Source organism: Paenibacillus sp., assembly GCF_035645195.1.
In the GTDB taxonomy this organism is placed as follows: domain Bacteria; phylum Bacillota; class Bacilli; order Paenibacillales; family YIM-B00363; genus Paenibacillus_AE.
In genome coordinates this window covers 22,560-48,783 of the sequence record NZ_DASQNA010000016.1, presented here as the reverse complement: position 1 = coordinate 48,783, position 26,224 = coordinate 22,560, and the positions used below count along the sequence as shown (strand labels likewise).

Here is a 26,224-nt window from a genome sequence, read left to right as displayed (position 1 = left end):
CCGCCGGTCCCTCAAGGGCCGGCGGCTTTGGCGTATATGCGTTACGGTCCCGAGCTGATCGATACCGTAATGGTAGAAGTGTAGGTGCCTGCCTTGACGTCCTTCGGCAGCAAGTTGAGCGTCAAGGAGTTGGGCGAAAACGAAACCGTGTACGTGCCCATTCCGCCGCCCTCCGAAGCGCTCAGCAGCTTGAGTCCCGTCGTCGTGTCGATATCGCCGGCTGCTGTCGCAACGGTGGTGACCGGCGAGGAGTTCGGGTCGTCCAGCGCGACCGTCGGCTCGCTGACGGACAAGGAGCCGAGCGGCAGCGTGTTGCCTTCGGCCGATTTGAACTGCGTAGCGGTTAAGTACACTTTCCAGCCTGCGCCCGCTCCCGTCGCGTCCGTTACGTTAAAATTGCTGACGGTGGAGAAAGTATTCTGCGTCCGTCCGTTCAGCACGACCGCCGTGAAGTTGCCGACGGTGATGTCCTGTACGCCTAGGGGACCGGCCGAAATTTGAGTTTCCGCCGCTTGGGCCGTGTTGCCGCCGGTGAGCGCCAGCGTCGTGCCGACGATCGTCGCGACGAGCAAGCCCCCGATCATGACTTTGATTTGCTTATATTTCACTTGCGGCAGCCGATCCCGAACGTATCGCAGGGCCGACTGGTGTATTTCCTTCTCCGGGGCTGCGCCGAGCTCGGTCGCAAATTCCGACAGCATGTCTCCCGGGTCGAGATGCAGGATAACCTCGACATAATCGTTTTCGTGTTTATGGACTTCGTGGCTCCTAATATTCATGGGCTCCCTCCTTCGACAGTATTGTCCTGCAATTTATAGTCCTCTATACAGAGGGGTATCGTAATGACGACAAGGAGGATGAGCATGCCGAACGCGGAACGAAAACAATGGTTTATATCTCTGCTTCTCATCGCTGCGCTGCTGATCCCGTCGACGGCGGCGGCGCGCGGCGAGGAAACGCTGCGGTTCCGGCCTTTCGAGGGCGGGATGCCTTTGGCGGTCGAGCCGATCTATCCGGCCAACCATCGGGAAGGCGTGAAAGGGTATTACAGTCTGGACGTGACGCCCAATCAAACGCAAACGCTGGAGGTGCGCCTTCGGAATCTTACGTCCGACCCGCTCCCCATTACGATCCAAGCCGTGCATGCGTATACGAGCCCGGAAGGCGATATGCTGTACGTTCCCGAGCTGGACACCGCGGACGCGACATTGATCGGGGACGGCGTGTTCGTGCGCGATCTGATTCGGGTCGAGCCTTCGCTTACTCTTCCGCCGGGGGAAGAACGAATCGTGCCGATCACGGTGACCGCGCCGACGGAAGGCGCAGGGACGGCCCTCGGCGGGATCAGGTTCACGGCGAAAGGGCAGCGCCAAGAGCAGGCGACCGATGTCGGCGAAGCGCGGGAAGACGAAGCGCGCTTCGTCATCGAGACGGAGACCGCCTTCAACTTGGCGATTCAGTTGAATTTTCCGGGGGCGGCGGCGCCGAATTTCGCGTTGGGGGAGAGCGGCTACGTCGCGGAGAACGCAAGACTGTACATCGAAATGAGAAACGACGCCCAGTTAATTCAAGAGGGGATCGAAGGAACCTACCGCGTCGCAACGGCTGCGGGCGCAACGCTGTTCGAGGGGGCGTTCGGTCCGTTCAAGATGGCGCCGATGACGGCGATCCGGTATCCGATTCCTTGGGGGCACGAGCGTCTCGAGAACGGGGACTACCGGCTGTTCGTCACGGCGCGGGCGAACGGTCGAACGTTCGAAGGGGGAGGCGCGTTCCGCATCGGCGCCGAGGAGCTGGAGCGGTATCGCGAGAACAACCCGACCGCGCCCGCGGTGGGGGCGACCGGCGGCGGCGTCCCGGGATGGGTCTGGGCGATTCTAGGCGCCGCGGCCGCCGTCGGCGCGATGTATTGGTTCGGCCGGCGCAAGAGCAAAGCGCCGGGCTGATTCGACCGACGCAGGAACGAGGAAGCCGACGGAGCGCAAGACAAGCGCGCTTCGTCGGCTTTCGTTCGTTGAGACGGCCTATTCAGGGGGCATTATCATTCAGCAATATTTCCGCCGGAGTCTTCGTTCGACGCCGGCCATTTTCGCGACGCCGTACAAGATCCCGACGAGCGCCTTCTGCAGCGGCAGCGGAATGCCGGCTACGTACGTTTCGCTCAGGCGAAACAAGACGGCCATTTCCAGCGGCTTGTTGGGTACGCCTTTGTCCGTCGTGCGCCCGTCGCGCGCGAGGCCGTACGCCATGCGCAGGCACGCTTCGAATTCGCGGGCGGGGCGAATTTCGACGAGGAACGTGACGGGCGTCGTCCCGGGGTTGAAAAATTTGTGCATCGCATTGCGTCTGACGAGGAACGTTTCCCCCGGCTGCAGCGTCAGCTGTTTGCCGTCGCATTCCAGGTGCAGCACCCCCTCAAGCACTTCGAAGCGCTCCTCGAACGTCGTATGAAAGTGAAGCTCGTTGCTTCCGCCCGGCGAGAGCCGCAGCTCCATGAGGCCGTATTCGCCGCCGGATTCCTCCGCCGTGACGAGGAACGTCACTTCGTCCCCGATGACGGGGTTTTTGATGGTGCGCGCCTTCATTGATTTATTTGCCACCGCGATCACTCCTTTTGTCCTCAGATTACAGGAAACAATTGTCTCTCGGTACTATCCGAGAGTAGAAAACAACAGTATACTTTTGTCAGAGATTGAAAAGGTTGAGGGTGGGAGTCCAGTGAGCGAACGGTTTCGCAACCGCATAGACGCCTTGGAGGAACGGTTTTTCGTCGGACGCGAGCAGGAGACGGCGAAGTTCGCCCGGCTGCTGCGCGGGGAGCTGGAGGATGTGCGCATCCTCAACATTTACGGTACGGGGGGCATGGGCAAGAGCACGCTGCTCGGCCGGTTCGAGCGGATGGCGCTCGACGGCGGCGCGCTGTTTCTCGCGCTGGACAGCCGGGATTTCCACCATTCTCCCGACGATTTGGGCCGCGCGCTGCACGGCAGGCTCGCCGCGCTCGCGGCGCCTGCCGGCGGAGAGGCTGCCGGGGAGGAAGGCATCGCTTACGCGGTGTGGCGGCTGAACGAGGAGGCGAATCGCCGGAAGGTATTCCTCGCGTTCGACACGTTCGAGGAATTCGGCGACCTCGAGCATTGGCTGCGGGAGACGTTCCTGCCGATGCTCGATATTCGCATCGCGCTCGTGCTGGCGGGGCGTCATTCGCTGCGCGGCGGCTGGGTGACATCTCCGGCGTGGCGGCAGGTGACGCTGCGCATGCCGCTCGGGCAGCTCCGGGCGGAGGAGGCGAAGGCGTATTTGCTGCGGCAGGGGGTGGAAGACCCGGCGGTCGTCGCCTCCATTCTGCTGCGGACTCAAGGGCATCCGCTGTCGCTGTCGCTCGCGGCGCACTATTATCGGATCCGGCAAGACGAAGCGGCGGACGAAGGCGGCTTCGCGGGCGACTCCGAGCTGTCGCTGTCGCTCGCCGAGGTATGGCTGCGGGAGGTGCCGGAGCCGCTCCGGGAGCTGACGGAGGCGGCCGCGGCGCTGCGCAGCTTCAACCAAGAGACGCTGTCGGCGGCGCTCGGCCGGCCGGTCGACGCGGCGGAATTCGAGCGCCTGGCCGGCTTGTCGTTCGTGCGGACGACGCAACGGGGTTGGATGGTGCACGATCTTGTCCGGGAAGCGGTCGCGAAGCAGCTGCGGCTGCGTTCCCCGGAGCTGTATCAGCGGCTGGTGGGGCGGATCGCGCGCCATTACTATCAGCGTATCGTCGGGTCGAAACGCAAAGAATCGATGGCGTGGGAGATGGCGGAGATGGTCGGCTATCTCGGCAGCTCCATCATGCGGGCGTACATGAACAAGCATCTGACATATGCTTCTTATTACCTAGAGCCGCTCAGCGCCGAGAACGTCGCGGAAGCGACGGCCTACAAGGAGCGCTGGGGCGCGCAGGCGGGGCTGCACCGCGAGCGGTGGGTCGATCCGGAATCGGGCGAGGAGATCGATCTGTCGTTCCATGTCGATAAGGAGGCTCCCGTCATCCGTTCGATCGACTTCGAGGAGATGCTCGCGCTGGAGCCGGACGCCGTGCGGCTGTATCGGGACGCGGCGGGCGACATCGCCGGGTTTTACGCGATCGTCCCGATCCATGAGGGGACGTTCGATTATTTGCGCAGCCAGCCGTATTCGCGGGCGTATTTCGAGAGCCGGACGCCCGAGCAGGAGGCGGCGCTGCGGACGCCGCGCTCGCAGCCGGCGGGCTGGTTCGTTCGCGGCGTCAACGTGGCGCGGCCGGGCGATCCGCAGGGAACGTTCACGTCGTTCCAGGCGCTGTTCTCGCTGCTGCTGCGGGGCGGGCTCATCGTCGTGTCGCCGCCGCCGGTGCCGCTGTTCCAGGACGTATACCGCGGTTTGGGTTTCGAAGAGATGCCGGACTTGTACCACCGGGATTACGACGGGCGGACGCCGGCGCCGACGTTCGTGCTCGACACGCGGGGGCCGCGGCTCGGGGCGTACTTGAAGCGGCTCGTGTCCGATTTGGCGCCGGCGGGGGAGGCCGCCCCCGAGCCGGCCGCGCCGGCGCCGTCCGGCCTGTCGGGGCAGCTGTCCGCGAGGGAGCTGGAGGTCGTCGATTTGGTGGCCGAAGGGCTGACGAATCCGGAAATCGCGGAGCGGCTGTTCGTCAGCGAGGTGACGGTGAAGAAGCACTTGACGTCGATCTTCCAGAAGACGGGACTGAAAAACCGCGGCGCGCTGATTAAGGCGGTGGCCTCGGGCGTCCGGTCCGTCGGAGTCGAAAGGAACAATGAATAGGGAGCTGAGGGTCATGATCCGGAGGAAAATATATCGCGCGGCGTGGGCGCGAGGGAACGAAGCCGCCGGCCGCGCGGCGCTGGGGGACGGCGCGGCGGCGCGGGCGCTCGTCTCGTCCGGCGAGCTGATGACGGCGGCCGCGTTCGCATGGAAGAGCAACCTGTTTCTCTACTACGAATGCGTGACGCGGGACGTGCCGCCCGAGGAGGTCGCCGCCGAGGCTGCTCCGTTTCTGGCGGAATGGCCGGGACGGGAGGAGCCGCGGTATTGGATCGAGATGATCGACGTCTTTCATTTCAACGAACCGGCGAGCTACGAGCATTGGCTGCGCAAGCAGCCCGTCGAGCGGCGCGGCGGCCGGGTCGCGCATCTGTTGCCCGAAATGGCCGCAAGCTATATTTACTACCATTATCAGCTGCAAGAGGAACGGGCGTTCCACGGCGATAAGTACGAAATCATCGCCATGCACGAAAATTTGCTGTTCGGATATCAGGAGTTTCCGAAAACGGTCGAGCCGCCCGTCGTGCCGGGCCGTCTGCGGACGAAGGGGACGCCGGATCCTTGGACCGACTCGCGGATGGACCTGCATTTCCAGCCGTGGGAGGACGACGGATACTTATATTTCAAGCCGGTGGAAACGTTGTTCGCGCATTACGTCGGAGACACCGGCATCGGCGATTAACGAAAACTTCACTTGCAAACGCGGCCCGCGGAAGTAAGATTAGCGCTAGGATCAGAACGGGCGAGAGCAAGGAGGGACGCGGGTATGGCCGAACGGCCTACGGAGCAGAGATTGGAGCGGGCGTTCCGAAAAGCGACGGCCCACAAACTGATTATCGGCGCGGTTGCCAGAGTCGAATCCGGCGACGGTTCGCTTTCGTGGTGCGGGGCGGCGGGCGGCGTCGAGCGGAACAGCCGCTTCTTCATCGCCAGCGCCACCAAGCTGTACGTGACGGCGTCGTTGTTGAAGCTGCAGGAGCTGGGCCGGCTGCGGCTGGACGATCCGGCGGCGGATTACGTCGACCGCGGCGCGCTCGAAGGGATTCATCGGTACAACGGGAAGGACGAATCGTTCAAGCTGACGATTCGGCAGCTGATGGCGCATACGTCGGGGCTGCCCGATTATTTCCAAGCTGCACGCGACGACGGGAAGAGCTTGCTGCAGCACATCCAGGCGGGACGCGACCGGGCGTGGACGTTCGAGCAGGCGGTCGAAGACGCCAAACGGTTGAAGCCGCATTTTGCCCCCGGGACCCCGGGGAAGGCACATTATTCCGACACGAACTATCAGCTCCTGGGGAAGATCATCGAGCATGCGACAGGCGGCACCGTCGAAGAGGCGTTCCGCTCGTACGTCTACGAACCGCTCGGGCTAGAGAACACCTATCTGTTCCGTAACGACGGAGACGATCCGGACGTGCCGCTGTATTGCAACGACGCACCGCTGCATGTTCCGCAGGCGATGGCGTCCTTCGGTCCGGACGGCGGCATCGTGTCGACCGCGGACGAATTGATGGCGTTCTTGCGGGGGTTCTTCGAGGGAAGGCTGTTTGCGAAATCGGCGCTGCCGTCGCTGTACGCATGGAACCGCATCTTTTTCCCGCTGCAATACGGCGTAGGCGTCGCGAAATTTCAGATGCCTCGCGTCTTTACGATGTTTCGTCTGTTTCCCGAGCTGATCGGGCATTCCGGGCTGTCCGGCGCCTTCGCGTACTACTGCCCCGCGAAGGACGTTTATTTCGCCGGGACGGTCAATCAGGTCGCGCAGCCGAGCTTGCCGTACCGGCTGATGATGGAGCTGTTAAACAGCGTGAAAAAATGAAAAAAGCGGGGGCGCCGATCGCGGCGCTCCCGCTTTTCATCTTATTGATAAATTTCGAAGTCGTCTACGTTGATGCGTTGGCCGGACGTGCCGCCCGCGACGATGCGGAAGCGCACCGGCGCCGTCTCGTTCACCGCGATCGTGTGCCTGACCAGCGAGGACGTCGCGGAGGCGGCGGACGTGACGTCGGTCCAGCTCGAGCCGCCGTTCGTCGACTTCTGCAGCTTCCACGTCGCGCCGGTGTCGCTGCCGAAGTTCGCGACCGAAAGCGAGACGGTCGACGCCGAGGAGACGTCGAAGCTCATGGCGATGCTGCCCGCGGCGCGAATCCGGGCGGCTTGCGCGCCGGTTTTCTTATCGCTGCTCAGGTTGCCGATCAAGGCGTTCGCGAACCACCACGTGCCGGACGAAAGCGCGACGCTGCCGTCGGCGTAGGCGCCCTTGGACCCGGTTTCGTAGGTTTCGGCGAGCGCCGGCGTCGAGGCGACGGTATGCGATCCCAAGTACGAGAACGTGTCCTGCGGGTGCGCCGTCCATTGCGCCGCGTCGTATACGGTCGTGCCGGACGCGACGTCGGCGTTCCGGACGAGCGTCTTGTTGGCGCCGAACGACGCGCCCGCCGCGCCGACGACGTCGAGCATCGTCCCGCCTTGCTTGAGCGTGACCGCGTCGTCGCCGTTGAACACGATGGCCGAAGACGTTTGGTCGGCGACATGCAAAATCGCGGACGACGCCGACGCATGCGCCAGCACGAATACGTCACCGGCGGCTACCGTGCCGCTGAGCGCGATGTCGGACGCGCTGTTGGATTGGGCGATCGCGTACCCGGACAGGTCGATGGACGCGCCGGTGCCGTTGTAAATTTCGATCGCTTTGTTGTAGCTGCCGCCTTCGACGTATTCGGAGATGAAGAGGCCGCCCGTCGGCGTACCGCCGCCCCCGCCCCCGCCGCAAGACTTATAGCCGTAAGAGCCGGCCTTGAACGTACAGCGATCCCACCATTTGTAGCCGGCCGGCGGCGCCGCCCAAGGTTCCGGCTCCGGCTCGGTGGACGCCGCCGGATCCTCCATAGGTAGGAGCGACGTCGGCTGGTCTAACTGCAAACCCGGCACCTCGGACAGCTTTGTATAATTTTCCTGCTGCGCGAGCCAGTTGACGATGTTGACGAGCAGCTCGGCGTCGTCGAGCTCGAGGAATCCGTCGTACGTCGTTTTGCCGCCGCCGGTATCTTCGCGGACATATTTCTCGGTGGCATCCTCGACCGGCGACGAGTCGCCGATGAACGCGGCTTTGCCGAGCCCGACCTTCGCGATGGCCGCATACGGGCCCTCGTCGATGCCGCCGTTCTCGTACACGCCTTGATCGACCGCGTGCGGCCAAGGCTCCGGGTTCGTCGGCACGTACACGATGCCTTTCGCCTTCTCGGGATCCATAATGGCGAGCGTCGAGCCTGCGTGCATGGCGACGGCGGAGACGCCGCTCGTGATGCCGAACGACTGGGACGGCTCGACGATGATGTTGGCCGTCACGTGATTCAGCGCGTTGTACCGGAAGCGGACGCCGAAGTTTTGCCCGAGCCAATCCGAGCTGACGACGTCCTGCATGGCGTCGGAGCCGGCTTCCTCCGCGCTCATGCCTTTCGTCGGGTCGGTCCATGCGCCGCGGCGGTAACCGTTGAACGCTTCCGAAGAATCCCAACGGTTTTTGTTGCGGTCTGCGTTGTAGTGATCGGAGATGAAGAAGATGCTTCCGCCGTCCTGCACGTACTGCAGCAGGGCCGCCTGTTCGCTGGCTTTGTACGGTACGTTCGCCTCCGGAATGACGAAGACGTCGTAGTCCGACAGATCGCTCAGCGCGATCGGCGTCGACTTCCGCAGCTCGGCGACGTAATACCCTTCGGCCGCGAGCGCGTTCCCGAAATCGGAGAAGGCGCCGTCGATGACCCAATCCGCCGCGCCGGCCGTCTGGCCGTGCGTATTGTCGAACAGCACCTTCTTGCCGTTCGCCGTTCCGACCGGGAGCAGCACCGGGGCCGGATCTTCCGGCCCTTCGGCGAACGCCGGAACGGCTTGTCCCGCGAGCCCCGCGGCGGCGGCGACGGACAACAGAACGGCGAGCGCCGCTCTGCCGGCACGCGCGAGCATGCCTTTTCGAAACAACATCATGATTCCTCCTCTGCATGGGTAAATTTACAGCTCCCATTATACAGAGGGAATTTTTTCCGCGGTGTTAAAGTTTTGTTTGGACGCAGGGAACGGGCGGGCTCGCGGACGCTCCATACACGACGGCCCAGTTCCGATTGCACGCCGCGACCACGACGCGCCGTTCCATGATGGCGTTCGCCAGCAGCTCCACCATGTCGAAAGGGATCTCTTTCACGACCGGTTTATCCCGGAACATCGGGTACTCGCCGCCGCCGGCCGCGCGATAATTGTTCATGACCACGTCGTAGGATGCATCCGGGTCGATCGGCCGGCCATGGCGCTCCAGCATAACGACTCTCTCGCCGACCGGCTTCGAGACGTCCAAGCGGTAGTCGATGCCTTCCCACATATCGTAGTTGTAATGCTGCGGCTTCGGAGCGAGGAACGACGGATGCACGGAAAGCCGGCCGTCCGCACCGACCGTAAAATATGCCGCCGAGCGTTCCAAGGCGGCGCGGATGTCCCGGCCGGACAGCCGAAGCACCTTGAGCGTATTCGGGAACATATAGTTGCCCAAGATGTCGCGCATCGTCACCTGTTCGCCGAAGCCGCGGCATTCGTCCGCAAACAGCGCAGTGCAGGAAATGTCGACCGACGCGGCCTCCATCTGCACCCGGTTGACGAACTCGATGAACGGATGCTCCTCGGCCCGCGCCGCCATCGGATCCGCGATCGACATGGCGCCCTCGACGACGCCGAGCGGCTGGTCCAGCCACGCTTGCGTCCGCCGCTCCAGCTCGTCCGCGACGGACAGCACGTCTACGTCCGCCGGCGTCTCCGCATTCGGCTCGAGCAGCCGAACGTCTTTGCGCGCAACGGTCCAGCCGCCGTCCCTTCGCGTCAGCGTCACGCTGACCTTCCCGAGCGCTTGGCCGTTGCAGCTTGGCTGCACGCAGGCGACGCCGCGAACGACCGCGGCGATCGACCGGTGCTGATGCCCCGTAATCAGCACGTCGATGCCCGCCGCTTCCAGCAGCATGGCATAGCCTTGATTTTCCCCGGTGTCCGGCTCCGTCGGACGCCCGCTTTCGAGATCGCGCTCGAAGCCGCCGTGGTAGGCGACGATCAGGACGTCCGGCCGTTCTTCCCGCCGAATGTACTCCGCCCACTGCTTCACCGCTGACAGCGCGTCCCGGAATTCGAGCCCTTCGATATGCTCCGGCTGCTCCCAGTTCGGCACATAATGCGTCGTAACGCCGAGCACTGCCGCCTTGACGCCGCCGCGGAACGTCTTCACGATATACGGCTTCCCGAACGCGGGCCCGCCCGTCGCGAGGTCGACCGTATTAGCCGACAGCCAGGGGAACGCCGCGTCCCGGACGGCGCGGTCCAGCAGCGCGCGGCCGTAATTGAACTCGTGGTTGCCGATTACGGCCGCATCGTACCGCAGCCGGTTCAGCGCCGCCACGCACGGATGCTCCCCGCCGCCGGCCAGCTTGGCGCAGTAGTAAGCGAGAGGCGACCCTTGGAGCAAATCGCCGTTATCGATCAACAGCGTTGCCTCTGCGCCCCTCCGTTCCCGCTCGATCAGCGCCGCCAGCTTGCCCAAGCCGAAAGGGCGCTCCTCCGAACTGCGGTAATCGGTCGGGAACAAGTGCCCGTGAAGGTCGCTGGTGACCAAAATGTCTATCGTAAGGGAATTCTCGTCCGCTCCCATTCGCCATTCCTCCTCTAATTTCCCATTCCAAGTTTCGCCAAATAGAAGCATATACCAAAACGGGAACGCCGCCAGGGGATTTACAAAACCTTCATCCCGGTTTTACAAACATTGGGAACTTGTCCCAACTAAATGTGATACCTTGTCTAACGTGGAAAAAAAACAAATCCAGGGAGAGAGAAACCGAATGTACCGTAACATCGCAAAAATGATGCTGCCGCTCGCCGTCGTCGCGGGTCTCGCCGTCGGCTGCGCCAGCAACGCCGCAACGGACGCGGAGAACGGCGGCGCGGCTGCAGCCGGCTACGCGCCGGAGAAGCTGACCGTCCAATTCGTCCCGTCCCAGAACGCGGACACGCTCGAAGCGAAAGCGAAGCCGCTCGAGGAACTGCTCGGCGAACGCCTCGGCATTCCGGTCGAAGTGAGCGTCTCCACCGACTACAACACGATCATCGAGGCCATGGCTTCGAAGCAAGTCGACGTCGGCTTCCTGCCGCCGACGGCTTACGTGCTCGCGAAGGAGAAGGGCGCCGCGGAAGTCATCCTGCAGGCGCAGCGCTTCGGCGTCCAAGACGATACGGGCGCGCCGACGGAGGACCTCGTCGATTTCTACAAAGCGATGATCATCGTCAAGAAGGATTCCGACATTCAAAGCGTCGCGGACCTGAAAGGCAAGAAGATGGGCTACCAAAACGTCACGTCTTCCGCAGGCTACGTATGGCCGGCAGGCAAGCTGCTGGAAGAAGGCGTCGACCCGCTGCAGGACGTGGAAAGCGTCACGCTGAAGGGCCACGACCAAGCCGTCCTCGCCGTCCTGAACGGCGACGTAGACGCGGCGGCGATTTTCCAAGACGCCCGGAACATCGTCAAGAACGATTACCCGACGGTCTTCGAAGACACGCGCGTGCTGACGTTCACGGAGCCGATTCCGAACGATACGGTCTCCGTCCGGTCGGACATGGATGAGGAATGGGTGAAGAAAATTCAAGACGCGTTCATCGATATCGGCAAAGACGAAGAAGGCCATGCGATCATCAAGGAAATCTATTCGCATGAAGGCTACGTCGTTTCCGAAGACAGCGTGTTCGACATCGTGCGCGAGTACGGGGAGAAGGTCAAGACGGAATAATCGACGAGAACGCGCGTCCAGCCAGCCAAGCCGCTCCACGCTTGGGCTGGCTGGCTTATTTGTGGGGAAAATCGCCGAAGAGGGGAAAGACGCACGCATGATTCAACTGCAAGGCGTGACGAAAGTATACGGCAACGGCACGAAAGGGCTCAATAACATCGATTTGACGTTCGAGAAGGGCGAGTTCGTCGCGATCGTCGGCTTGTCGGGCGCCGGCAAATCGACGCTGCTCCGCTCCATCAACCGGCTTCACGAAATTACGTCCGGCGACATTCTCGTCGACGGGCAGTCCATCACCCGGGCGAAAGGCGCCCAGCTGCGGCGCATCCGCCGCGACATCGGCATGATTTTCCAAAGCTTCAACCTCGTCAAGCGCTCCTCCGTGCTGCGCAACGTGCTGGCGGGCCGCGTCGGCTACCATTCCACGCTGCGAACGATTTTGGGGCTGTTTCCCGAGAAAGACGTCGATCTCGCGTTCCGGGCGCTCGAGCGGGTGAACATCGTCGAGAAGGCTTACAACCGTGCGGACGAGCTCTCCGGGGGCCAACAGCAGCGGGTCGCGATCGCGAGGGTGCTGGCGCAGGAAGCGAAGATCATCCTCGCCGACGAGCCGGTGGCGTCGCTCGATCCGCTGACAACCCGGCAGGTGATGGACGATCTGAAGAACATCAATCAGGAGCTCGGCATTACGACGATCGTCAATCTGCACGACGTCGATTTGGCCCGGGCGTACGCGACCCGCATCGTCGGGCTGCGCGCGGGCGAGATCGTGTTCGACGGGCCGACGGCGGAGGCGACGGACGAGAAGTTTATGGAGATTTACGGCAGCACGCTAAGGTCGGACGACGGAGCGGAGGATGCCGGACGATGAAGGACCGCGCAGCGCATCGGCCGCCGCCGCCGAGCCGAACGAAGCATTACCTCACGGCGGCGCTCGTCCTGCTCCTCGTCTGGGGAAGCGCGGCGAAGACGGAATTCACCTTCGCGGAGCTGTGGGCGGGAGCGCCGAACATGCTCGATTTGCTGGTCGAGATGTTCCCCCCGCGCTGGAACTATTTCGACAACATCGCGCCGGCGATGCTCGAGACGATCCGAATGGCGATCGTAGGCACGACGCTGGGCGCCGTCGCCGCCGTGCCGATCGCGCTGGCGTCGGCCCGCAACATCGCGCCGTCCCCGTGGCTCAACGTTCCGGCCCGATTCGCGCTCAACTTGATCCGCACCGTGCCGGATCTGCTGCTGGCGTCGCTGTTCGTCGCCGTCTTCGGCCTCGGCGCGCTGCCGGGGATGCTGGCGCTCGCCGTCTTCTCGGCCGGGCTGATCGCCAAGCTGACGTACGAGACGATCGAGACGATCGACAAGGGGCCGCTCGAGGCGATGACGGCCGTCGGCGCGAACCGGCCGCAGTGGATCGCTTTCGGCGTCGTGCCGCAGGTGAGCGCGCAATTTGCCTCTTACGTGCTGTATACGTTCGAGATCAATGTCCGCGCAGCCGCGATTTTGGGCTTGGTCGGAGCGGGCGGCATCGGCCATTACTTCGAAGTGACGCTCGGTTTTCTGGAGTACGATAAAACGAATTCCATCATCCTATTCACGCTGGCGGTCGTGCTGGCGATCGACTACATCAGCATGAGGCTGCGGGAGAAGTTGCTATGAGCCGAACTTGGGACACGAAAGTGCCGAAACCGAAACGGAACAAGGCGGCCCGCTTCGCCATCTATGGCGCATTGGCGGTCGTTTACATATGGGCGTTCGCCGGCATCCCGTTCGACGGCGTCAAAGAGACGGCCGGCCAGGTGACGCGGTCGATCGTAAGCGGCTTGTTCGCTCCGGATTGGGATTACGTGTATTTGCCCGACGGGGAAGATTTGCTGCGGGGATTGCTCGACACGCTCGCCATCGCCGTCATGGGAACGGTCATCTCTTGCGTGCTGTGCCTTCCGTTCGCGTTCTGGGCGGCGGCGGGGCGGGGGAAATCGAAGAGCTGGTCGGGGTCCGGGAAGTTCATGTTGAGCCTCATCCGCACGTTCCCCGAGATCGTCATGGCCATCCTGTTCATCAAAGCCGTGGGGCCGGGCGCGTTCGCGGGCGTGCTCGCGCTCGGCCTGCATTCGATCGGCATGCTGGGCAAGCTGTTCTCGGAAGAGGTCGAGAACATCGACGCCGGTCCGATCGAGACGCTCGTCGCGTCGGGCGCGAACCGGATGCAAATTTGGTGGTTCGCGATCGTGCCGCAGGTGCTGCCGGGCTTCCTGAACTACACGCTGTATCGGTTCGAAATCAACGTCCGCTCGGCGACGATCCTCGGGGTCATCGGGGCGGGCGGCATCGGGACGCCGCTCATCTTCGCGCTCACGACGCGAAATTGGGACCGGGTCGGCGTCATTCTGCTCGGCATCATCGTTATGGTGACCGCGATCGATCTCGTCTCGGGTTATATTCGCAGGAAAATCGTATAAGATTCTGTATTCTTTAAAAGACCCTCCTCGCCGCCGCGCATGACCTCCCGGTTTCGGGAGAACAATGTGGGTATGGCATAAGGAGGGTTTTGCATTGAACCAAGGAAGATTGGGACCGGTATTTTACATTTCGATCGGAGTGACCGCCGCCTTCGTCGTTTGGGGAGCGCTGATGCCGGAGCAGGTTACCGCCGCCGCCGGACATGCGCTATCGTTCATTACGCGCTCGTTCGGCTGGTTTTACCTGACGGCGACGTTCATTCTGCTCGTCTTCGCGTTCGCGCTCGCCTTCGGCCCGTACGGCAAAATCCGTCTGGGCCGCGACGACGACGAGCCGGAATACCCGTTCTGGACGTGGCTCGCGATGCTGTTTTCCGCCGGCATGGGCATCGGGCTCGTGTTCTGGGGCGTCGCCGAGCCGGTCTACCACTACTTGTCCCCTCCGGAAGGGCTGGAAGGAAGCACCGTGCACTCGGCGCGGGCCGCGCTCAGGTATTCCTTCTTCCACTGGGGGCTGCAGCCGTGGGCGATCTACACGGTGATCGCGCTTTGTCTCGCCTACGCCCATTTCCGCAAAGGAAGATCGAATCTGATCAGCGCGACGCTTTATCCGATCCTCGGCGAACGTACCGAGGGAGCGATCGGCAAAGCGATCGACACCTTGGCCGTCATCGCCACCGTCTTCGGCGTCGCGACATCTTTGGGCCTCGGCGCGATGCAAATCAACGGGGGGCTGAACTTCCTGATCGGGTTTCCCCAGTCGACGGCGACCGAGCTCGGCATCATCGCCGTCGTGACGGTGTTGTTCTTGTTGTCGGCCTCTACCGGTTTGAACAAGGGCATCAAGATTTTAAGCAATGTCAATTTAGGCATCGCTTCGCTGCTGCTGCTGTTCGTCCTGTTCGCGGGGCCGACGTTCTTCATCGTCGACGCGCTGACGACGACGATGGGCGCGTACATCGGAAGCATCATCCCCATGAGCTTCCGAATGACGCCGTTCACGGGGGGCACCTTCGTCGGATCGTGGACGATTTTTTATTGGGCGTGGTGGATCTCGTGGGCGCCGTTCGTCGGCAGCTTCATCGCCCGGGTGTCGAAAGGGCGGACGATTCGGGAATTCGTGGCGGGCGTGCTGTTCGTGCCGACCGTCTTGAGCATGGTGTGGTTCTCCGCCTTCGGCGGCACGGCGCTGTACTACGAAATGTTCGAGGGGAAAGCGATCGCCGCGGCCGTACAGGAAGATGTGACGACGGCTTTGTTCATAACGCTCGAACAGCTCCCGCTCGGCGGGGTGCTCGTCGTCGTCGCGACGCTGCTGATCCTGACGTTCTTCGTGACGTCGGCCGATTCGGCGACATTCGTCTTAGGCATGCTGACCTCCCAAGGCTCGCTGCATCCGAAGCTGTCGACCAAGCTGATTTGGGGCGTGGCGGTGTCCGGCATCGCCTCGGTGCTGCTGCTTACCGGCGGGCTGAGCGGGGTGCAGACCGCTTCGATCGTCATCGCGCTGCCGTTCGCACTCATCTTGCTGTTGATGGCGTTCGCCATCAATAAAGCGCTGAGCGAGGAAATCCGGGATATGGCGCGCAAGGAGAAACGCAGAATTCAGCGGATCGAACGGTGGATCGCGGAGGAGGAAGCTTCGCGAGAAGAGCGGACGGAATAAATCGGCGCGCCCTGCAGGTCGCGGCTTCCGGAATCAGGAAGTCGTCGGCGATTGCGGGGCGCGCTTCTTTTCGTAGGCCGCGGCCCAGTCGCCGAGCTGCGTCAAAATCGGGGTTAAGCTTTGCCCGGCCTCCGTCAATGTATATTCCACGCGGGGAGGCACCTCGGGATACACCGTTCTCGCGATCAAGCCGTCGTTCTCCAGCTCTCGCAGATGAAGCGTCAACATGCGCTGGGTGACGCCGGGCAGCAGTCTGCGAAGCTCGTTGAACCGTTTCGTCCCGTCCATCAAGCGGTAGATAATCATGATTTTCCATTTCGCTCCGACCAAATTCACCGCGGTTTCCACCGGACATGTTTTCTCGGACATCGGGGGCGGCTCCTTTCCGAGGGCGGTTTCATTTTTAATACTATATCACAAAATTGTGCGTACTTACGTGATTTCCCCTCGTGAATTACAGTTAGGTTGAGCTTGAATTCACGAGGGGAGTTGCAACCGAATGAAGGAAAAAGTGCTTGTGTACGGCGCCGGCGGGGAGCAGGGAGGGGCCGTCGCGAGGCGGCTGATCAAGGAAGGATTCGCCGTGAAGGCGATCGTGCGGAAGGAAGAAACCGCGAAAGAGCTGCGCATGCGGGGGATCGAGGCGGGAATCGGCCGATACGAAGACGCGGACAGCTTGCGGGAGGGGACGCGAGGCGCGAAGAAGGTCGTCTTCCAGCTGCCGCAGGAGCATGACGAGGCGAAGGCCGTCGGGTACGCGCGCAACATCATCGGCGCCGCGAAGGAAGAAGGCGTTTCGTTGATCGTGTTCAACACGAGCAGCATCGTGCCGGAACAGGTCGATCTGGCGCCGATTCGCATCAAGCGGCGGGTCATTGGCGAGCTAGCCGCGAGCGGCATCCCGTATATCGTTCTGAAACCGACGGCGTACATGGAGAACGTGCTAGGGCCGTGGACGGCGCCGGGCATCCTGCAGCAGGGCACGTTCGCATATCCGATACCGGAACATATGGCAGTGTCGTGGATCGCGCTGGACGACATGGCGGGCTTCGTCGCCGAGGCGCTGCGGCGGCCGCAGCTCTCCGGCGCGGAGTTTCAGCTCGGAGGCCCGGAGGCGTTGACGGGTCCGCAGGTCGCGAAGCTGCTCGGCGCCCGGTTGGGGCGGGAGATCGGGTACTTGCCGATTCCGCTCGATCTGTTCGAGCGGCAGCTGTCCTCCGCGATCGGAGAGGAGGCGAGCCGGGAGGTGACCGGCCTGTACCGGTGGCAGAGCGGATTGGACTCGTCCCCGCTGGACGTTCCGAACTTGTTCGAGACGCTTCGGCAGCTGCCTGTCCGGCTGACGCCATTCCGCACGTTCCTCGCGAACGCGCCTTGGGAGCAGCTCCTCGCCGAAGCGGCGCGGAAGGAGGGCGGCGTCCGATGATCGTCGAGAGGAAGCTGGCCGAGATGGGCATCGCGCTGCCCGGTCCGATTGTGGTGCCTCCGGGCGTGAGTGTGCCGTTCGAATGGATTCGCGCGAGCGGCGGCCGAGCGTATCTTTCCGGTCACAGCGCGTTGAACCCGGACGGGACGATGCCGCCGGTGTTCGGGAAAGTAGGCCGGGACGTGTCTTACGAGGAGGCGCATCGTTTCGCGAGAGGGACGGCGGTCGCGATGCTGGCGACGATCCGTAGGGAGATCGGCGACTTGGACCGGATTCGAGCCTGGATTGCGATTCACGGCTACGTGAACGCCCTCCCCGGCGAGAGCCGTACGACGCATGTGATCAATGGGTGTTCCGAGCTCATTCTCGAATTGTTCGGTCCGGACGTCGGCCGCCATGCGAGAACGGCGATCGGCGTCGAAGCGCTGCCTCAAAACCTGCCTCTCGTCATATCCGCGCAGATCGAATTCGAATAACAAAAACACCGTTGGCTTCGAATCGAATCAACACGATCGGCCCAGTTCGTTTCCCGTGACATAAAAACAGGGTACTCGCGATAGAGCGGGTACCCTGTTTTTTATGCGTTGACTGGTTCGGGCGCCGCGCGGGGCGTAGGGGGCTGTTCCAGCCAGCGGCGCTTGACCAGCAAGTCGACCCCGTCCTCGGCGTAGAGGAGCGCGTTCTTGATCATCTTCATGAACGTCGCTGCCAAATCGCTGCGGTGCACCATGCTGAGCCGGATGCCGTAGATGGCGAGGGACCCGCTCCCCATTTGCGTGACGGTCGCCAGCATCAGTTTGTCCGAAAACAGGGGGACATTGGAAGGAAGCAGCTCGCTGTCGTACGTCGGGCTCAAGCTGATGCGCTCGTCCGACAGCAGCTTCTCCAGCTCATCGATGATGTCGGCGGCCATGCGCGCGCCTCGGTCGAAGTGGTCGCGAAGCTCCGGATCGCGAGCCGTTTGGGCGAAGCCGCGCAGCAGCACCTTGCTGACCGCGTTCTCATGGATCGTATAATGTACGTTCATGATCTCCATGGCGTTCATCGGCCGGCGCGGTCCGAACAAGCCCGAGAAGTAGCTGTCCCCTTGGATGTACTCGGGCGGCTCCGGGGAGGGCATCGGAGGCGCGGGGGCGTAGATGCCTCTCGCGATCAACAGCTCGAGCGATTGCCGGTACAGCCGATCGTAATCTTCGTACGCCTTGCGAAGGAAATCAAGAACGTCCTCCCGGTTGGACGTCGCCGCCGCCTGCGGAACCGTGTGCAGCCCGAGCTTCGCCATCTCATGAATATAGCGGAGCGTGTAGTTGTCCGTGTACAGGGCGGGCGCTTCAAGGTTCATATCGTCGTCCGAAAACCCGCGCGGCACCGGAAGTCCTTCGGCGCGAAACAGCTCGGCGATCCGTTCCACGTATTCCATGCTCATGCCCAGCGCGACCTCGACGACGGAGCGGATCATCGGCTGCTGCGAGGCGCGGATCAGCGGCTTTTTGAACGGGATCAGCAGGCTTTCGATCATGTAGATGTTCCACAGATTGGCGATTTCCGACGAAGATAGCCGATTCGGCTGAGTCGCAGTCATGGGTCTTCCTCCGCAGCAAAAATGGATTCGTTTACGCGGTAGCTTTTGCCGGAACGGCGGAGTGTATGCAGCCGGACGGATGATAAGCGAAAAAGAGAATGACAAAACGGAATGACCGGACGTATAATTAATAATTGTTTATAAGTTTACCTTTGTAAACTGAGGTGAGCGGAGTGATCGCTTTGTTGAACTGGATTAAAAACCATTGTTTTCGCCATTTGGAGCGGGAGAAGCATCGAAACCACTTGCTGCTTTTTGTCGTGGGGCTAACCTACGCGCTGGCGGAAGCGAACGTTCTCATCAATCATGAACCGCTCAGTCGGGAGCATCTCATTTTTTTCGGCGCATCCGCATCGATTTTTTCGTTGGGGCTCGTTCTCAACCGGATCGAACGGTTGGAGGGTGCGTTCAAGTATATTATGATGACGCTGCTGTTGCTGCACGCGATGAATCAGGCCGTCTTATTTCGCGAGCTTCCGGCCGTTTATCAAGTGTTTTATTTTAATTTGGCTTTGACGCTAATTTATTTGAACGGGCGATTGACCTTATATGTCGGCGCGATTTCTTTGTTGTTTACCGCCGTCGCGGGCGCCGCTTTTCATCGAACGGGTTTTCATTACCTGGAGCCCAGTACGATCAATATCCCAATAGGCATTTTGGCCGAAACGACGTTGGTGCTGTGGGCTTCTTCCAAAATCGGCACCAGCTACGCGATTATCGTGGAAACGAAAGACCGCCTTGCCCGGCTCCTTCGGGAGAACGAAACGCAGCTGCGCATTATCGAACGGCAGAACAAAGTACTCGAAACCTATGCCAGGCAGGTGGAAACGTTAGCCAAGCGGGAGGAACGCGGCAGGATCGGCGCAAGCCTTCGGCAAGAACTGAAACAACTGGCGCGCGCGGCGAGGGAGAAGCAGGGCGAACCCGGACAAGAGTCGTTAGAAAACGCGGCGGTCCGAATATGGAAGGACATCGACGACGTTGTCGAACGTCTCGCCGGCGTCGAAGAGGGCTTCGTGTCGCAGGACGGCTTAGAAGCCGAGCTTCGGGAACGGGCTGTGGGATTTCAGGAAACGACGGGCATGGAAGTGGCGGTTCGCGCGGAAGGAGAGCCGTACGCGTTGCCGCGGTCGCATAATGTCACGCTGCTGCGGGCGCTCCAGGATTTCATGATCGGGGCGGCCATGGATCGACAAGCGTCGGATGTGGAGGCGGCGCTGGAGTATCGATCTGGCGTCGTTCGATTGACGTTAACCGACAATGGGGGCAAACCGGGGGAAGGCCGCATGGAGGCGGCGGAGCCGCTTCACAAGAAATGTACCGAACTGAACGGCACATTTGATATAAAATCGTTCCGAGGCAAGGGGAGCGTATGGGACATCACGCTGCCGGTCCCGCAGGAGAGGGCGAACCGCATCGCGGTGCTGCTGGTCGATCCCGACCCGTTCGTCCGAGAGAGCGTCGCGCTCATCCTCGGAGAAGAGGACGACATCGTCATTGCCGGGGCGTTGGACGGCGGTCCGGAAGCGGTCGATTATTGCCGGCGGGAACGTCCCGACGTCGTGCTGATGGAGGTCAACCTGCCCGGCATGGACGGCATCGAGGTGATGCGGTCGATCAAAACGGCGAATCCGGGAATCCAAATCATTCTGTTCACCCACCGCCACGAAGTTGGAATCGTCGCGGAGGCTGTCGAAGCCGGGGCGGATGCGTATTTATTGAAGTCCATGAACCCGAGGAACTTAGCGGCTTCCGTCCGCCATCTGATGGACGGCGGGACGCTGCTGTCCCGCCAAACGACGGCGATGCTCGCCAGCCAAGTGCTGCGGGGCGCTCAGTTGGAGCGGTTGGAGAGAAAGTATGTTTCGCAAGCCGTGATGAAGGAATACGGTCTGAAGGAGAAGGAACTGCAAATTCTCGAGCTGCTGGCCAAAGGGAAAAAATACAGGGAGATCGCCTCAAGTCTGTTTCTGTCGGAAGGAACGGTGCGTAATTACTTGTCCGGCATTTATGCCAAGCTTAACGCGGAGGACCGCGACCAAGCAGTGGAGAAGGCGGTACGGCTCGGACTCGTCCCGCATCAAGAGCAAGCCGGTTGATGCCCGCGTCAGCGGGTTTTTTTTATGTCACTCGATACGATGACACGGCGTCACTAGCTCTCGTGACGAGGGAATGCGTACGATGATTGCGTAATCCCCGACGATCGGGACGAACGAAACGAAGGAGATGACGACGTTGTCAGGATCACAAAAAGAGGAGGTATTACGGGGAAACGCCGAAAAAAGGCGCGTAACCGTAAAGCGGTTGATAGTCGATGCGCTGATTTTAGGCGCCGCCGGATTGCTATGGCTGTTCGCGCACGGAAAATGGATCTTCCCTTTGGCCGCCTGGCTGGCCCCGATGCTGATGCTTCATTTTATGAGAAGAAGCCAAGGGGCGACCGCACCCATGGCGGCGGCGGCCGTCGTCGCGGCGGCGACGTACGCGTCCTTCCGCGGAGTCATTCCACTGGACGGGATCGGGTTTACGGCGTTTTGCATCGGCTTCGGCGCATTTTTTCTTATGCCGATGCTGCTTGACCGGTGGGCGGTTCGCCGGCTGCCGGGATTTATGGCGACGCTGGCGTTCCCGACGGCTTACGTCGCCCTGGAGTATGCGGCGGCCTCGCTCAGCCCGTTCGGTTCTTGGGGCTCTTGGGCTTACACGCAATACGGCAATCTCCCATTCATGCAGCTAGCCCGCTTCACAGGATTATGGGGAATGACCTTCATGATCATGTGGGGAGCCTCCGCCGGCAGCTGGTGTTGGGCGCGGCGCCGACGGTGGGTTGCGATTCGGACTGGGGCGACGCTTTATGCGGCCGTGCTTGCGGCGATTCTTCTGGCCGGCTCCGCGCAGCTTCTCGCGCTCCGGCCGTCCGCCCCGGCCGTCCGGGTAGCCGCCTTGACGCTGCAGGCCGAGGATGGTTTCAAGCGCCAAGCCAGCGAAGCGGTCAGAGGGCGACTGAGCGCCGAGGAGCTGGCGCAGTTCCGGGAGCGTACCATCGCAAACCAAGACGAATTGCTCGACCGAACGCGTCTGGAGGCCCGGGCGGGAGCGCGGTTCGTCGTGTGGGCCGAGGCGAACGCCCCGGTATTGGAGGCGGATATGGAACGATTCATGGCGAAAGCTGCGGCCGTCGCGAAGGAAGAGAGTATTTACTTGCTCGCCGGGGTCAATGAAATTATGGCATCTAGCGAAAAGCAGGATGAAATCAAGCAGTTGACGTTCGATCCCAGCGGCCGGTTGGCGGACGTGTACGTGAAGACGATCCAAGTGCCGGGTTGGGAGGCGGAGGCGTACAAGGCGGGGGACGGCGTCCATACGCTGGATACCCCTTACGGGAGGATGGGCATCGCGATCTGCTTCGATGCGGATCACCCGGAGCTGATGCGCGAAGCCGGCAGGCTGAATGTCGACTTCATGTTCGTCCCTTCGAACGAATGGGCGGAGCTGGAACCTTTGCATACGCATATGGCCATGTTTCGGGCGATCGAGAACGGGTACTCCCTCTTGCGGCAGACGAGCGGCACGTACTCTTTGGCGGTCGACGCGCTCGGGAACGAGCTAGGGGGCATGCGGCACAGCACGAGCGAGGATAAGGCGCTGGTCGTTCAGTTGAGCCCGCAGGGAACGGGCGGGACGCTATATGCCGCTTGGGGCGATTGGTTCGCTTGGGGATGCTTGGTGTTTGCGCTAGGGTTGATCGGATCGGCTAAATTTAATCATCGAAAGAATGGAGCGTTGAACCATGAACAATCGGGTAACGTATGAAGAAGCGCACGCGCAAGTGAAAAAGCTGGCGGAATTTTATCAGCATCTGGCGGTATATGTCATCATCAATATCGGGTTGATTCTTCTGAACGTCGTTAATGGCACGTGGTGGTTCGTCTATCCGTTGTTCGGCTGGGGCATCGGGCTCGCTGCTCACGGGTTGAGCGTCTTCGCCCACGGGCGGGCTTCTTCCTGGAAGGAACGAAAGATCAAAGAATATATGGAGAAAGGAAATTCATAACGCAATATGACCTCGAGAATCGCATTGCGGGAAATCAAAAAAACGAGAACGAAGCTGTCGATCTTCAAAGCTTGCGTAGAATTAATCGAAGGGAAAACGTTTCGGGAAGTCCGGCTGGAGGATATTTGTGAACGGGCCGAGGTGTCCAAGGTGACGTTCTTCAAATTTTTCCCTCGGAAAGAGGACATACTGGTCTATTTCATGCGATTATGGTTGACCAACCGATTGTTGGACCTTCGGGATCGGCCGCTTCGCGGATTGGAAGGCATCCGATTTTTGTTCCGGGACGTCGCGAACGGGGCGAAGGATCGTCCCGGGTTGATGCTCAGTCTAATCTCGTTCTTGTCCGAAGAGCGGATGCATCCCGCGATGCCGGTGCTGACCGAGGCGGAAATCCATTTGCTCTATCCGGGGCGGGAGCATGAGGTTAGCCCTCGGGCTCCCGAATTAGGCGAGCTGTTTTATCATTACTTGACGGAGGCCAAAGAGGACGGCGCGATTTCGGACGATCGGCCGGTCGAGGATTTGGTGAAAGTCGTTTTCAGCATATTTTACGGCGCTTACTTGACGGCGCACATTTATCAAGAGCGCGACATCATGAAAGTGTACGAAATGCACCTTCAAACTTTAATCCGTTAGGAGAGAGCTTTCATGGCAAAATGGATTCCGGGCCGGTACACGGCCCAAATGGACGAATCGTTCGCTGTATTCGTCATCGGCGTTCGGATTCATCAGTTATGGAAACTGCATTTATGGATTCCGATCATCGTATCGATGCAAAAAATGATTACCGAGCTGTATCGCAACAAAGAGCTCGGATTTTTGGACATGAAGTTTTTCGTCAGCTGGCGGGGCGTAACGCTTTTGCAATATTGGAAATCGTTCGAGCATTTGGAGCATTATTCCCGACATGCGGGGCTGCATTTGAAAGCGTGGAAGGATTTTAATAGAAATGTGGCAGACACCGGAGCGGTAGGATTTTATCACGAGTCCTACGTGGTGGAGCCTGGGCGATATGAGTGCATGTACGTCAATATGCCGGTGTATGGCTTGGCCCGGGCGGGGCGGCATGTCCCCGTCGCCGGACGCCGGGAAACGGCTCGGGGCAGGATGGCTGAAGGGCAAGCGGCCGGCGGCACGCCGCGATAAGTGCGATGGAACGGAGGGCGATCCAGGGAACTGGATCGCCTTTTCGGATGCGCAAAGAAATATGACAGCTTTGGTCTTCCCGACATGATATCTTTAAAAAGGATTTTGTATCCAAGTATTGACTTTCGTAACTGTAAAATTTATTGTTACAGATAGACAGAAAGAATCTATTAAGGATAGGGACGTGGAATACTCATGCAGCAAGCTGCAGGTACGTACGAACAAAAGCAATACCGCGTCATGCCGATTTTGATTTCGCTGTTAATCAGCGGCTTCGTCGGCATGTTCAGCGAAACGGCGCTCAATATCGCGATCAGCAATTTGATGGACGTGATGAACATTACGGCCGCGACGGCGCAATGGCTCACCACCGGCTTTTTGTTGACGCTCGGCATTTTAACCCCGGTGTCGGGATTGCTTCTTCAATGGTTTACGACGCGCCAGCTGTTCGTCGCGTCGCTCGTCTGCTCGATCGTCGGCACGCTCGTCGCCGCGCTCGCGCCGAATTTCGAAACGCTCATGGTGGCCCGGGTGCTTCAGGCGGCGGGCACGGGGCTGCTCCTGCCCCTCATGTTCAACACGATCCTGATCATTATCCCGGCGGAGAAGCGCGGGGCGGCGATGGGCGTCATCGGGCTCGTGCTCATGTTCGCGCCGGCCATCGGTCCGACGATCGCCGGACTATTGATCGAATATTTGTCGTGGCATTGGATTTTCTGGATCTCGCTGCCGTTCCTCGTGATCGGCTTGCTGTTCGGCCTCGTTTACTTGGATAACGTCTCGCAGATCACGAAACCGAAGATCGACGCGCTGTCCGTGCTCTTATCGACGATCGGATTCGGCGGCATCGTATTCGGCTTCAGCAAAGCGGGCGAAGGCGCAGAAGGCTGGTCGAGCCTGCCGGTCCTCGTTTCGCTCGCGCTCGGCCTTGTCGGCCTGCTGCTATTCACGCTTCGTCAGCTGTACGGGAAACACCCGATGATGAATCTCCGCGTCTTTACGTACCCGATGTTCGTCGTGGGGTTGTTCATGGTGCTGTTCTGCATGATGATCATTTTGTCTACAATGCTCATCTTGCCGCTTTACATGCAGAACGGCATGGCGCTTACGGCGTTCGCGGCGGGTCTCATTTTGCTGCCGGGCAGCATTTTGAACGGCTTCATGTCGCCGCTTATGGGCGGATTGTTCGATAAATACGGGCCGAAGTGGCTCGTGATCCCCGGCCTCGTCATCGTCGCCGCGGCGTTGTGGTTGTTCTCCGGCATCAATGCCGGAACGGCGACGGTGTTGATCGTCGTGCTGCACTGCCTGCTGATGGTCGGCATCGCCATGGTGTGGATGCCGGCGCAGACGAACGGCCTGAACCAGCTGCCGCCGGAATTGTACCCGGACGGCACGGCGGTCATGAACACGCTGCAGCAAGTCGCCGGCGCAATCGGCACAGCCATCGCGGTGAGCATCCTGACGAACGGAATCCACGATTATATGAAGAACGCGGAAGCCGCAGCCGCTCCGGACGCGGCGGTGTCCGCGATGACGTTCGGCTCGCAGAACGTATTCACGTTCGCGATGATCGTCACGCTGCTCGGCCTCGTCATGGCGTTGTTCATTCGCCGCGTCATTGTGACCCATCCTGCGGCGAAGCCGATGCATTAAGCCGTCTCGGAAATTTCTTCGAAGGAGAGGATCGCATGAACGCGGAGGCGACGCACTATTATTACACGCTGCCGGAATCGCTGGAGCGGCGGTGGACGCTGCTCGCGACCGGGCGGGGCGTGAGCGCCGTCTTGTTCGGACCCGAGGAACTGGAAGCGGAGGTCCAGCGGCGTAGGGCGCGCCGTCCCGGCGCGGCGCTCGCAGAGGACGCGTCGCCGTTCGAGGAATTCGGCGTCTTGGACCGGCTGCGCCGATATTTCGCCGGCGAGCCGGTCGGCTTCGAGGATATTCCGCTGGATCCCGCCGGAACGGACTTTCAGCTCGCGACGTGGGCGGCGCTCGGCCGGATCCCGTACGGCGAAGTGCGAACGTACGGCGAGCTGGCGCGAGACGTCGGCCGGCCGAAGGCCGTCCGCGCGATCGGCGCCGCGGTCGGCCGCAACCCGCTGCCGCTGCTGCTGCCGTGTCACCGCGTCGTCGGGTCGAACGGCGCGCTGACCGGCTTCCGCGGCGGCCTGCGCCTCAAGCAGCGGCTGTTATCGCTGGAGGGCGCCCCGCCGTTGAAAGACGCGGGGCACGAAAGGTTTCGCTTTTAACCAAGCAGCCCGAAGCTGCGCGCG

24 protein-coding genes are annotated in these 26,224 nt (G+C 61.3%); 18 read left to right on the top strand and 6 right to left on the bottom strand.

Annotated elements, in window-relative coordinates:
* Positions 1–41 precede the first annotated feature (41 nt).
* On the bottom strand, positions 42–779 hold the full coding sequence (locus VE009_RS07750) for a WxL domain-containing protein (protein WP_325006816.1): 738 nt from the start codon (positions 777–779) through the stop codon (positions 42–44).
* A gap of 84 nt (positions 780–863) precedes the next feature.
* Between VE009_RS07750 and VE009_RS07745 the strand changes: the two genes are divergently transcribed.
* Positions 864–1,946 (top strand): DUF916 domain-containing protein, encoded by a 1,083-nt coding sequence (locus VE009_RS07745; protein WP_325006815.1) that lies wholly within the window; start codon positions 864–866, stop codon positions 1,944–1,946.
* Between the two features lie 99 nt (positions 1,947–2,045).
* On the opposite strand, the gene VE009_RS07740 is transcribed toward VE009_RS07745, so the two are convergent.
* On the bottom strand, positions 2,046–2,600 hold the full coding sequence (locus tag VE009_RS07740; protein ID WP_325006814.1) for a cupin domain-containing protein: 555 nt from the start codon (positions 2,598–2,600) through the stop codon (positions 2,046–2,048).
* A 118-nt stretch (positions 2,601–2,718) separates the two neighbouring features.
* On the opposite strand from VE009_RS07740, the gene VE009_RS07735 reads away from it, so the two are divergent.
* From VE009_RS07735 to VE009_RS07725, 3 genes are all read left to right on the top strand, one after another.
* Positions 2,719–4,800 (top strand): LuxR C-terminal-related transcriptional regulator, encoded by a 2,082-nt coding sequence (locus VE009_RS07735; protein WP_325006813.1) that lies wholly within the window; start codon positions 2,719–2,721, stop codon positions 4,798–4,800.
* Between the two features lie 13 nt (positions 4,801–4,813).
* The gene (locus VE009_RS07730) at positions 4,814–5,482 is read left to right on the top strand and encodes a hypothetical protein (protein WP_325006812.1); all 669 of its coding nucleotides are present in this window, start codon (positions 4,814–4,816) and stop codon (positions 5,480–5,482) included.
* A gap of 84 nt (positions 5,483–5,566) precedes the next feature.
* The gene (locus VE009_RS07725; RefSeq protein ID WP_325006811.1) at positions 5,567–6,622 is read left to right on the top strand and encodes a serine hydrolase domain-containing protein; all 1,056 of its coding nucleotides are present in this window, start codon (positions 5,567–5,569) and stop codon (positions 6,620–6,622) included.
* Between the two features lie 41 nt (positions 6,623–6,663).
* Here the strand turns inward: VE009_RS07725 and VE009_RS07720 are convergent, their stop codons facing one another.
* Both VE009_RS07720 and VE009_RS07715 read right to left on the bottom strand, forming a co-directional pair.
* A complete protein-coding gene (locus tag VE009_RS07720) occupies positions 6,664–8,784 on the bottom strand; it encodes a lamin tail domain-containing protein (protein ID WP_325006810.1) in 2,121 nt (706 codons plus the stop codon).
* 67 nt (positions 8,785–8,851) lie between these two features.
* Positions 8,852–10,483, bottom strand: a complete 1,632-nt coding sequence (locus VE009_RS07715) for a bifunctional UDP-sugar hydrolase/5'-nucleotidase (protein ID WP_325006809.1) — start codon at positions 10,481–10,483, stop codon at positions 8,852–8,854.
* 187 nt (positions 10,484–10,670) lie between these two features.
* On the opposite strand from VE009_RS07715, the gene VE009_RS07710 reads away from it, so the two are divergent.
* The 5 genes from VE009_RS07710 to VE009_RS07690 all read left to right on the top strand — a co-directional run bounded on the left by VE009_RS07710 (position 10,671) and on the right by VE009_RS07690 (position 15,737).
* Positions 10,671–11,612, top strand: a complete 942-nt coding sequence (locus tag VE009_RS07710; protein WP_325006808.1) for a phosphate/phosphite/phosphonate ABC transporter substrate-binding protein — start codon at positions 10,671–10,673, stop codon at positions 11,610–11,612.
* Positions 11,613–11,709: 97 nt separating this feature from the next.
* Positions 11,710–12,483, top strand: a complete 774-nt coding sequence (gene phnC, locus VE009_RS07705) for a phosphonate ABC transporter ATP-binding protein (RefSeq protein ID WP_325006807.1) — start codon at positions 11,710–11,712, stop codon at positions 12,481–12,483.
* Positions 12,480–13,268, top strand: coding sequence for a phosphonate ABC transporter, permease protein PhnE (gene phnE, locus VE009_RS07700; protein WP_325006806.1), 789 nt, complete (start codon positions 12,480–12,482; stop codon positions 13,266–13,268). The genes phnC and phnE (VE009_RS07700) overlap by 4 nt, the downstream gene beginning before the upstream one ends.
* Positions 13,265–14,071 carry a phosphonate ABC transporter, permease protein PhnE gene (gene phnE, locus VE009_RS07695; protein ID WP_325006805.1) on the top strand — a complete coding sequence of 269 codons (807 nt, stop codon included), beginning with the start codon at positions 13,265–13,267 and terminating at the stop codon, positions 14,069–14,071. Before phnE (VE009_RS07700) ends, phnE (VE009_RS07695) begins: the two co-directional genes overlap by 4 nt.
* 94 nt (positions 14,072–14,165) lie before the next feature.
* A complete protein-coding gene (locus VE009_RS07690; RefSeq protein ID WP_325006804.1) occupies positions 14,166–15,737 on the top strand; it encodes a glycine betaine uptake BCCT transporter in 1,572 nt (523 codons plus the stop codon).
* A gap of 33 nt (positions 15,738–15,770) precedes the next feature.
* Here the strand turns inward: VE009_RS07690 and VE009_RS07685 are convergent, their stop codons facing one another.
* The gene (locus VE009_RS07685) at positions 15,771–16,106 is read right to left on the bottom strand and encodes a helix-turn-helix domain-containing protein (protein ID WP_325006803.1); all 336 of its coding nucleotides are present in this window, start codon (positions 16,104–16,106) and stop codon (positions 15,771–15,773) included.
* Between the two features lie 130 nt (positions 16,107–16,236).
* Here VE009_RS07685 and VE009_RS07680 point away from each other — a divergent pair, with 130 nt between their 5' ends.
* Entirely contained in the window at positions 16,237–17,163 is a 927-nt protein-coding gene (locus VE009_RS07680; RefSeq protein ID WP_325006802.1) for an SDR family oxidoreductase, read from the top strand.
* The gene (locus VE009_RS07675; protein WP_325006801.1) at positions 17,160–17,639 is read left to right on the top strand and encodes a RidA family protein; all 480 of its coding nucleotides are present in this window, start codon (positions 17,160–17,162) and stop codon (positions 17,637–17,639) included. Before VE009_RS07680 ends, VE009_RS07675 begins: the two co-directional genes overlap by 4 nt.
* Before the next feature lie 101 nt (positions 17,640–17,740).
* Here the strand turns inward: VE009_RS07675 and VE009_RS07670 are convergent, their stop codons facing one another.
* Positions 17,741–18,745, bottom strand: coding sequence for a DUF3231 family protein (locus VE009_RS07670; protein WP_325006800.1), 1,005 nt, complete (start codon positions 18,743–18,745; stop codon positions 17,741–17,743).
* A 185-nt stretch (positions 18,746–18,930) separates the two neighbouring features.
* Here VE009_RS07670 and VE009_RS07665 point away from each other — a divergent pair, with 185 nt between their 5' ends.
* From VE009_RS07665 to VE009_RS07635, 7 genes are all read left to right on the top strand, one after another.
* Complete coding sequence (locus VE009_RS07665; RefSeq protein WP_325006799.1) at positions 18,931–20,844, top strand: DUF4077 domain-containing protein; 1,914 nt, start codon at positions 18,931–18,933, stop codon at positions 20,842–20,844.
* Between the two features lie 241 nt (positions 20,845–21,085).
* Entirely contained in the window at positions 21,086–22,558 is a 1,473-nt protein-coding gene (locus VE009_RS07660) for a nitrilase-related carbon-nitrogen hydrolase (protein WP_325006798.1), read from the top strand.
* A complete protein-coding gene (locus VE009_RS07655; protein WP_325006797.1) occupies positions 22,536–22,799 on the top strand; it encodes a 2TM domain-containing protein in 264 nt (87 codons plus the stop codon). The genes VE009_RS07660 and VE009_RS07655 overlap by 23 nt, the downstream gene beginning before the upstream one ends.
* Positions 22,800–22,805: 6 nt before the next feature.
* On the top strand, positions 22,806–23,438 hold the full coding sequence (locus VE009_RS07650; RefSeq protein WP_325006796.1) for a helix-turn-helix domain-containing protein: 633 nt from the start codon (positions 22,806–22,808) through the stop codon (positions 23,436–23,438).
* Positions 23,439–23,450: 12 nt separating this feature from the next.
* Entirely contained in the window at positions 23,451–23,948 is a 498-nt protein-coding gene (locus tag VE009_RS07645) for a DUF4188 domain-containing protein (RefSeq protein ID WP_325006795.1), read from the top strand.
* Positions 23,949–24,143: 195 nt separating this feature from the next.
* A complete protein-coding gene (locus tag VE009_RS07640) occupies positions 24,144–25,604 on the top strand; it encodes a DHA2 family efflux MFS transporter permease subunit (protein WP_325006794.1) in 1,461 nt (486 codons plus the stop codon).
* 35 nt (positions 25,605–25,639) lie between these two features.
* Positions 25,640–26,200: a methylated-DNA--[protein]-cysteine S-methyltransferase gene (locus VE009_RS07635; RefSeq protein WP_325006793.1), complete on the top strand. Its 561-nt coding sequence runs from the start codon at positions 25,640–25,642 to the stop codon at positions 26,198–26,200.
* Positions 26,201–26,224 lie beyond the last annotated feature (24 nt).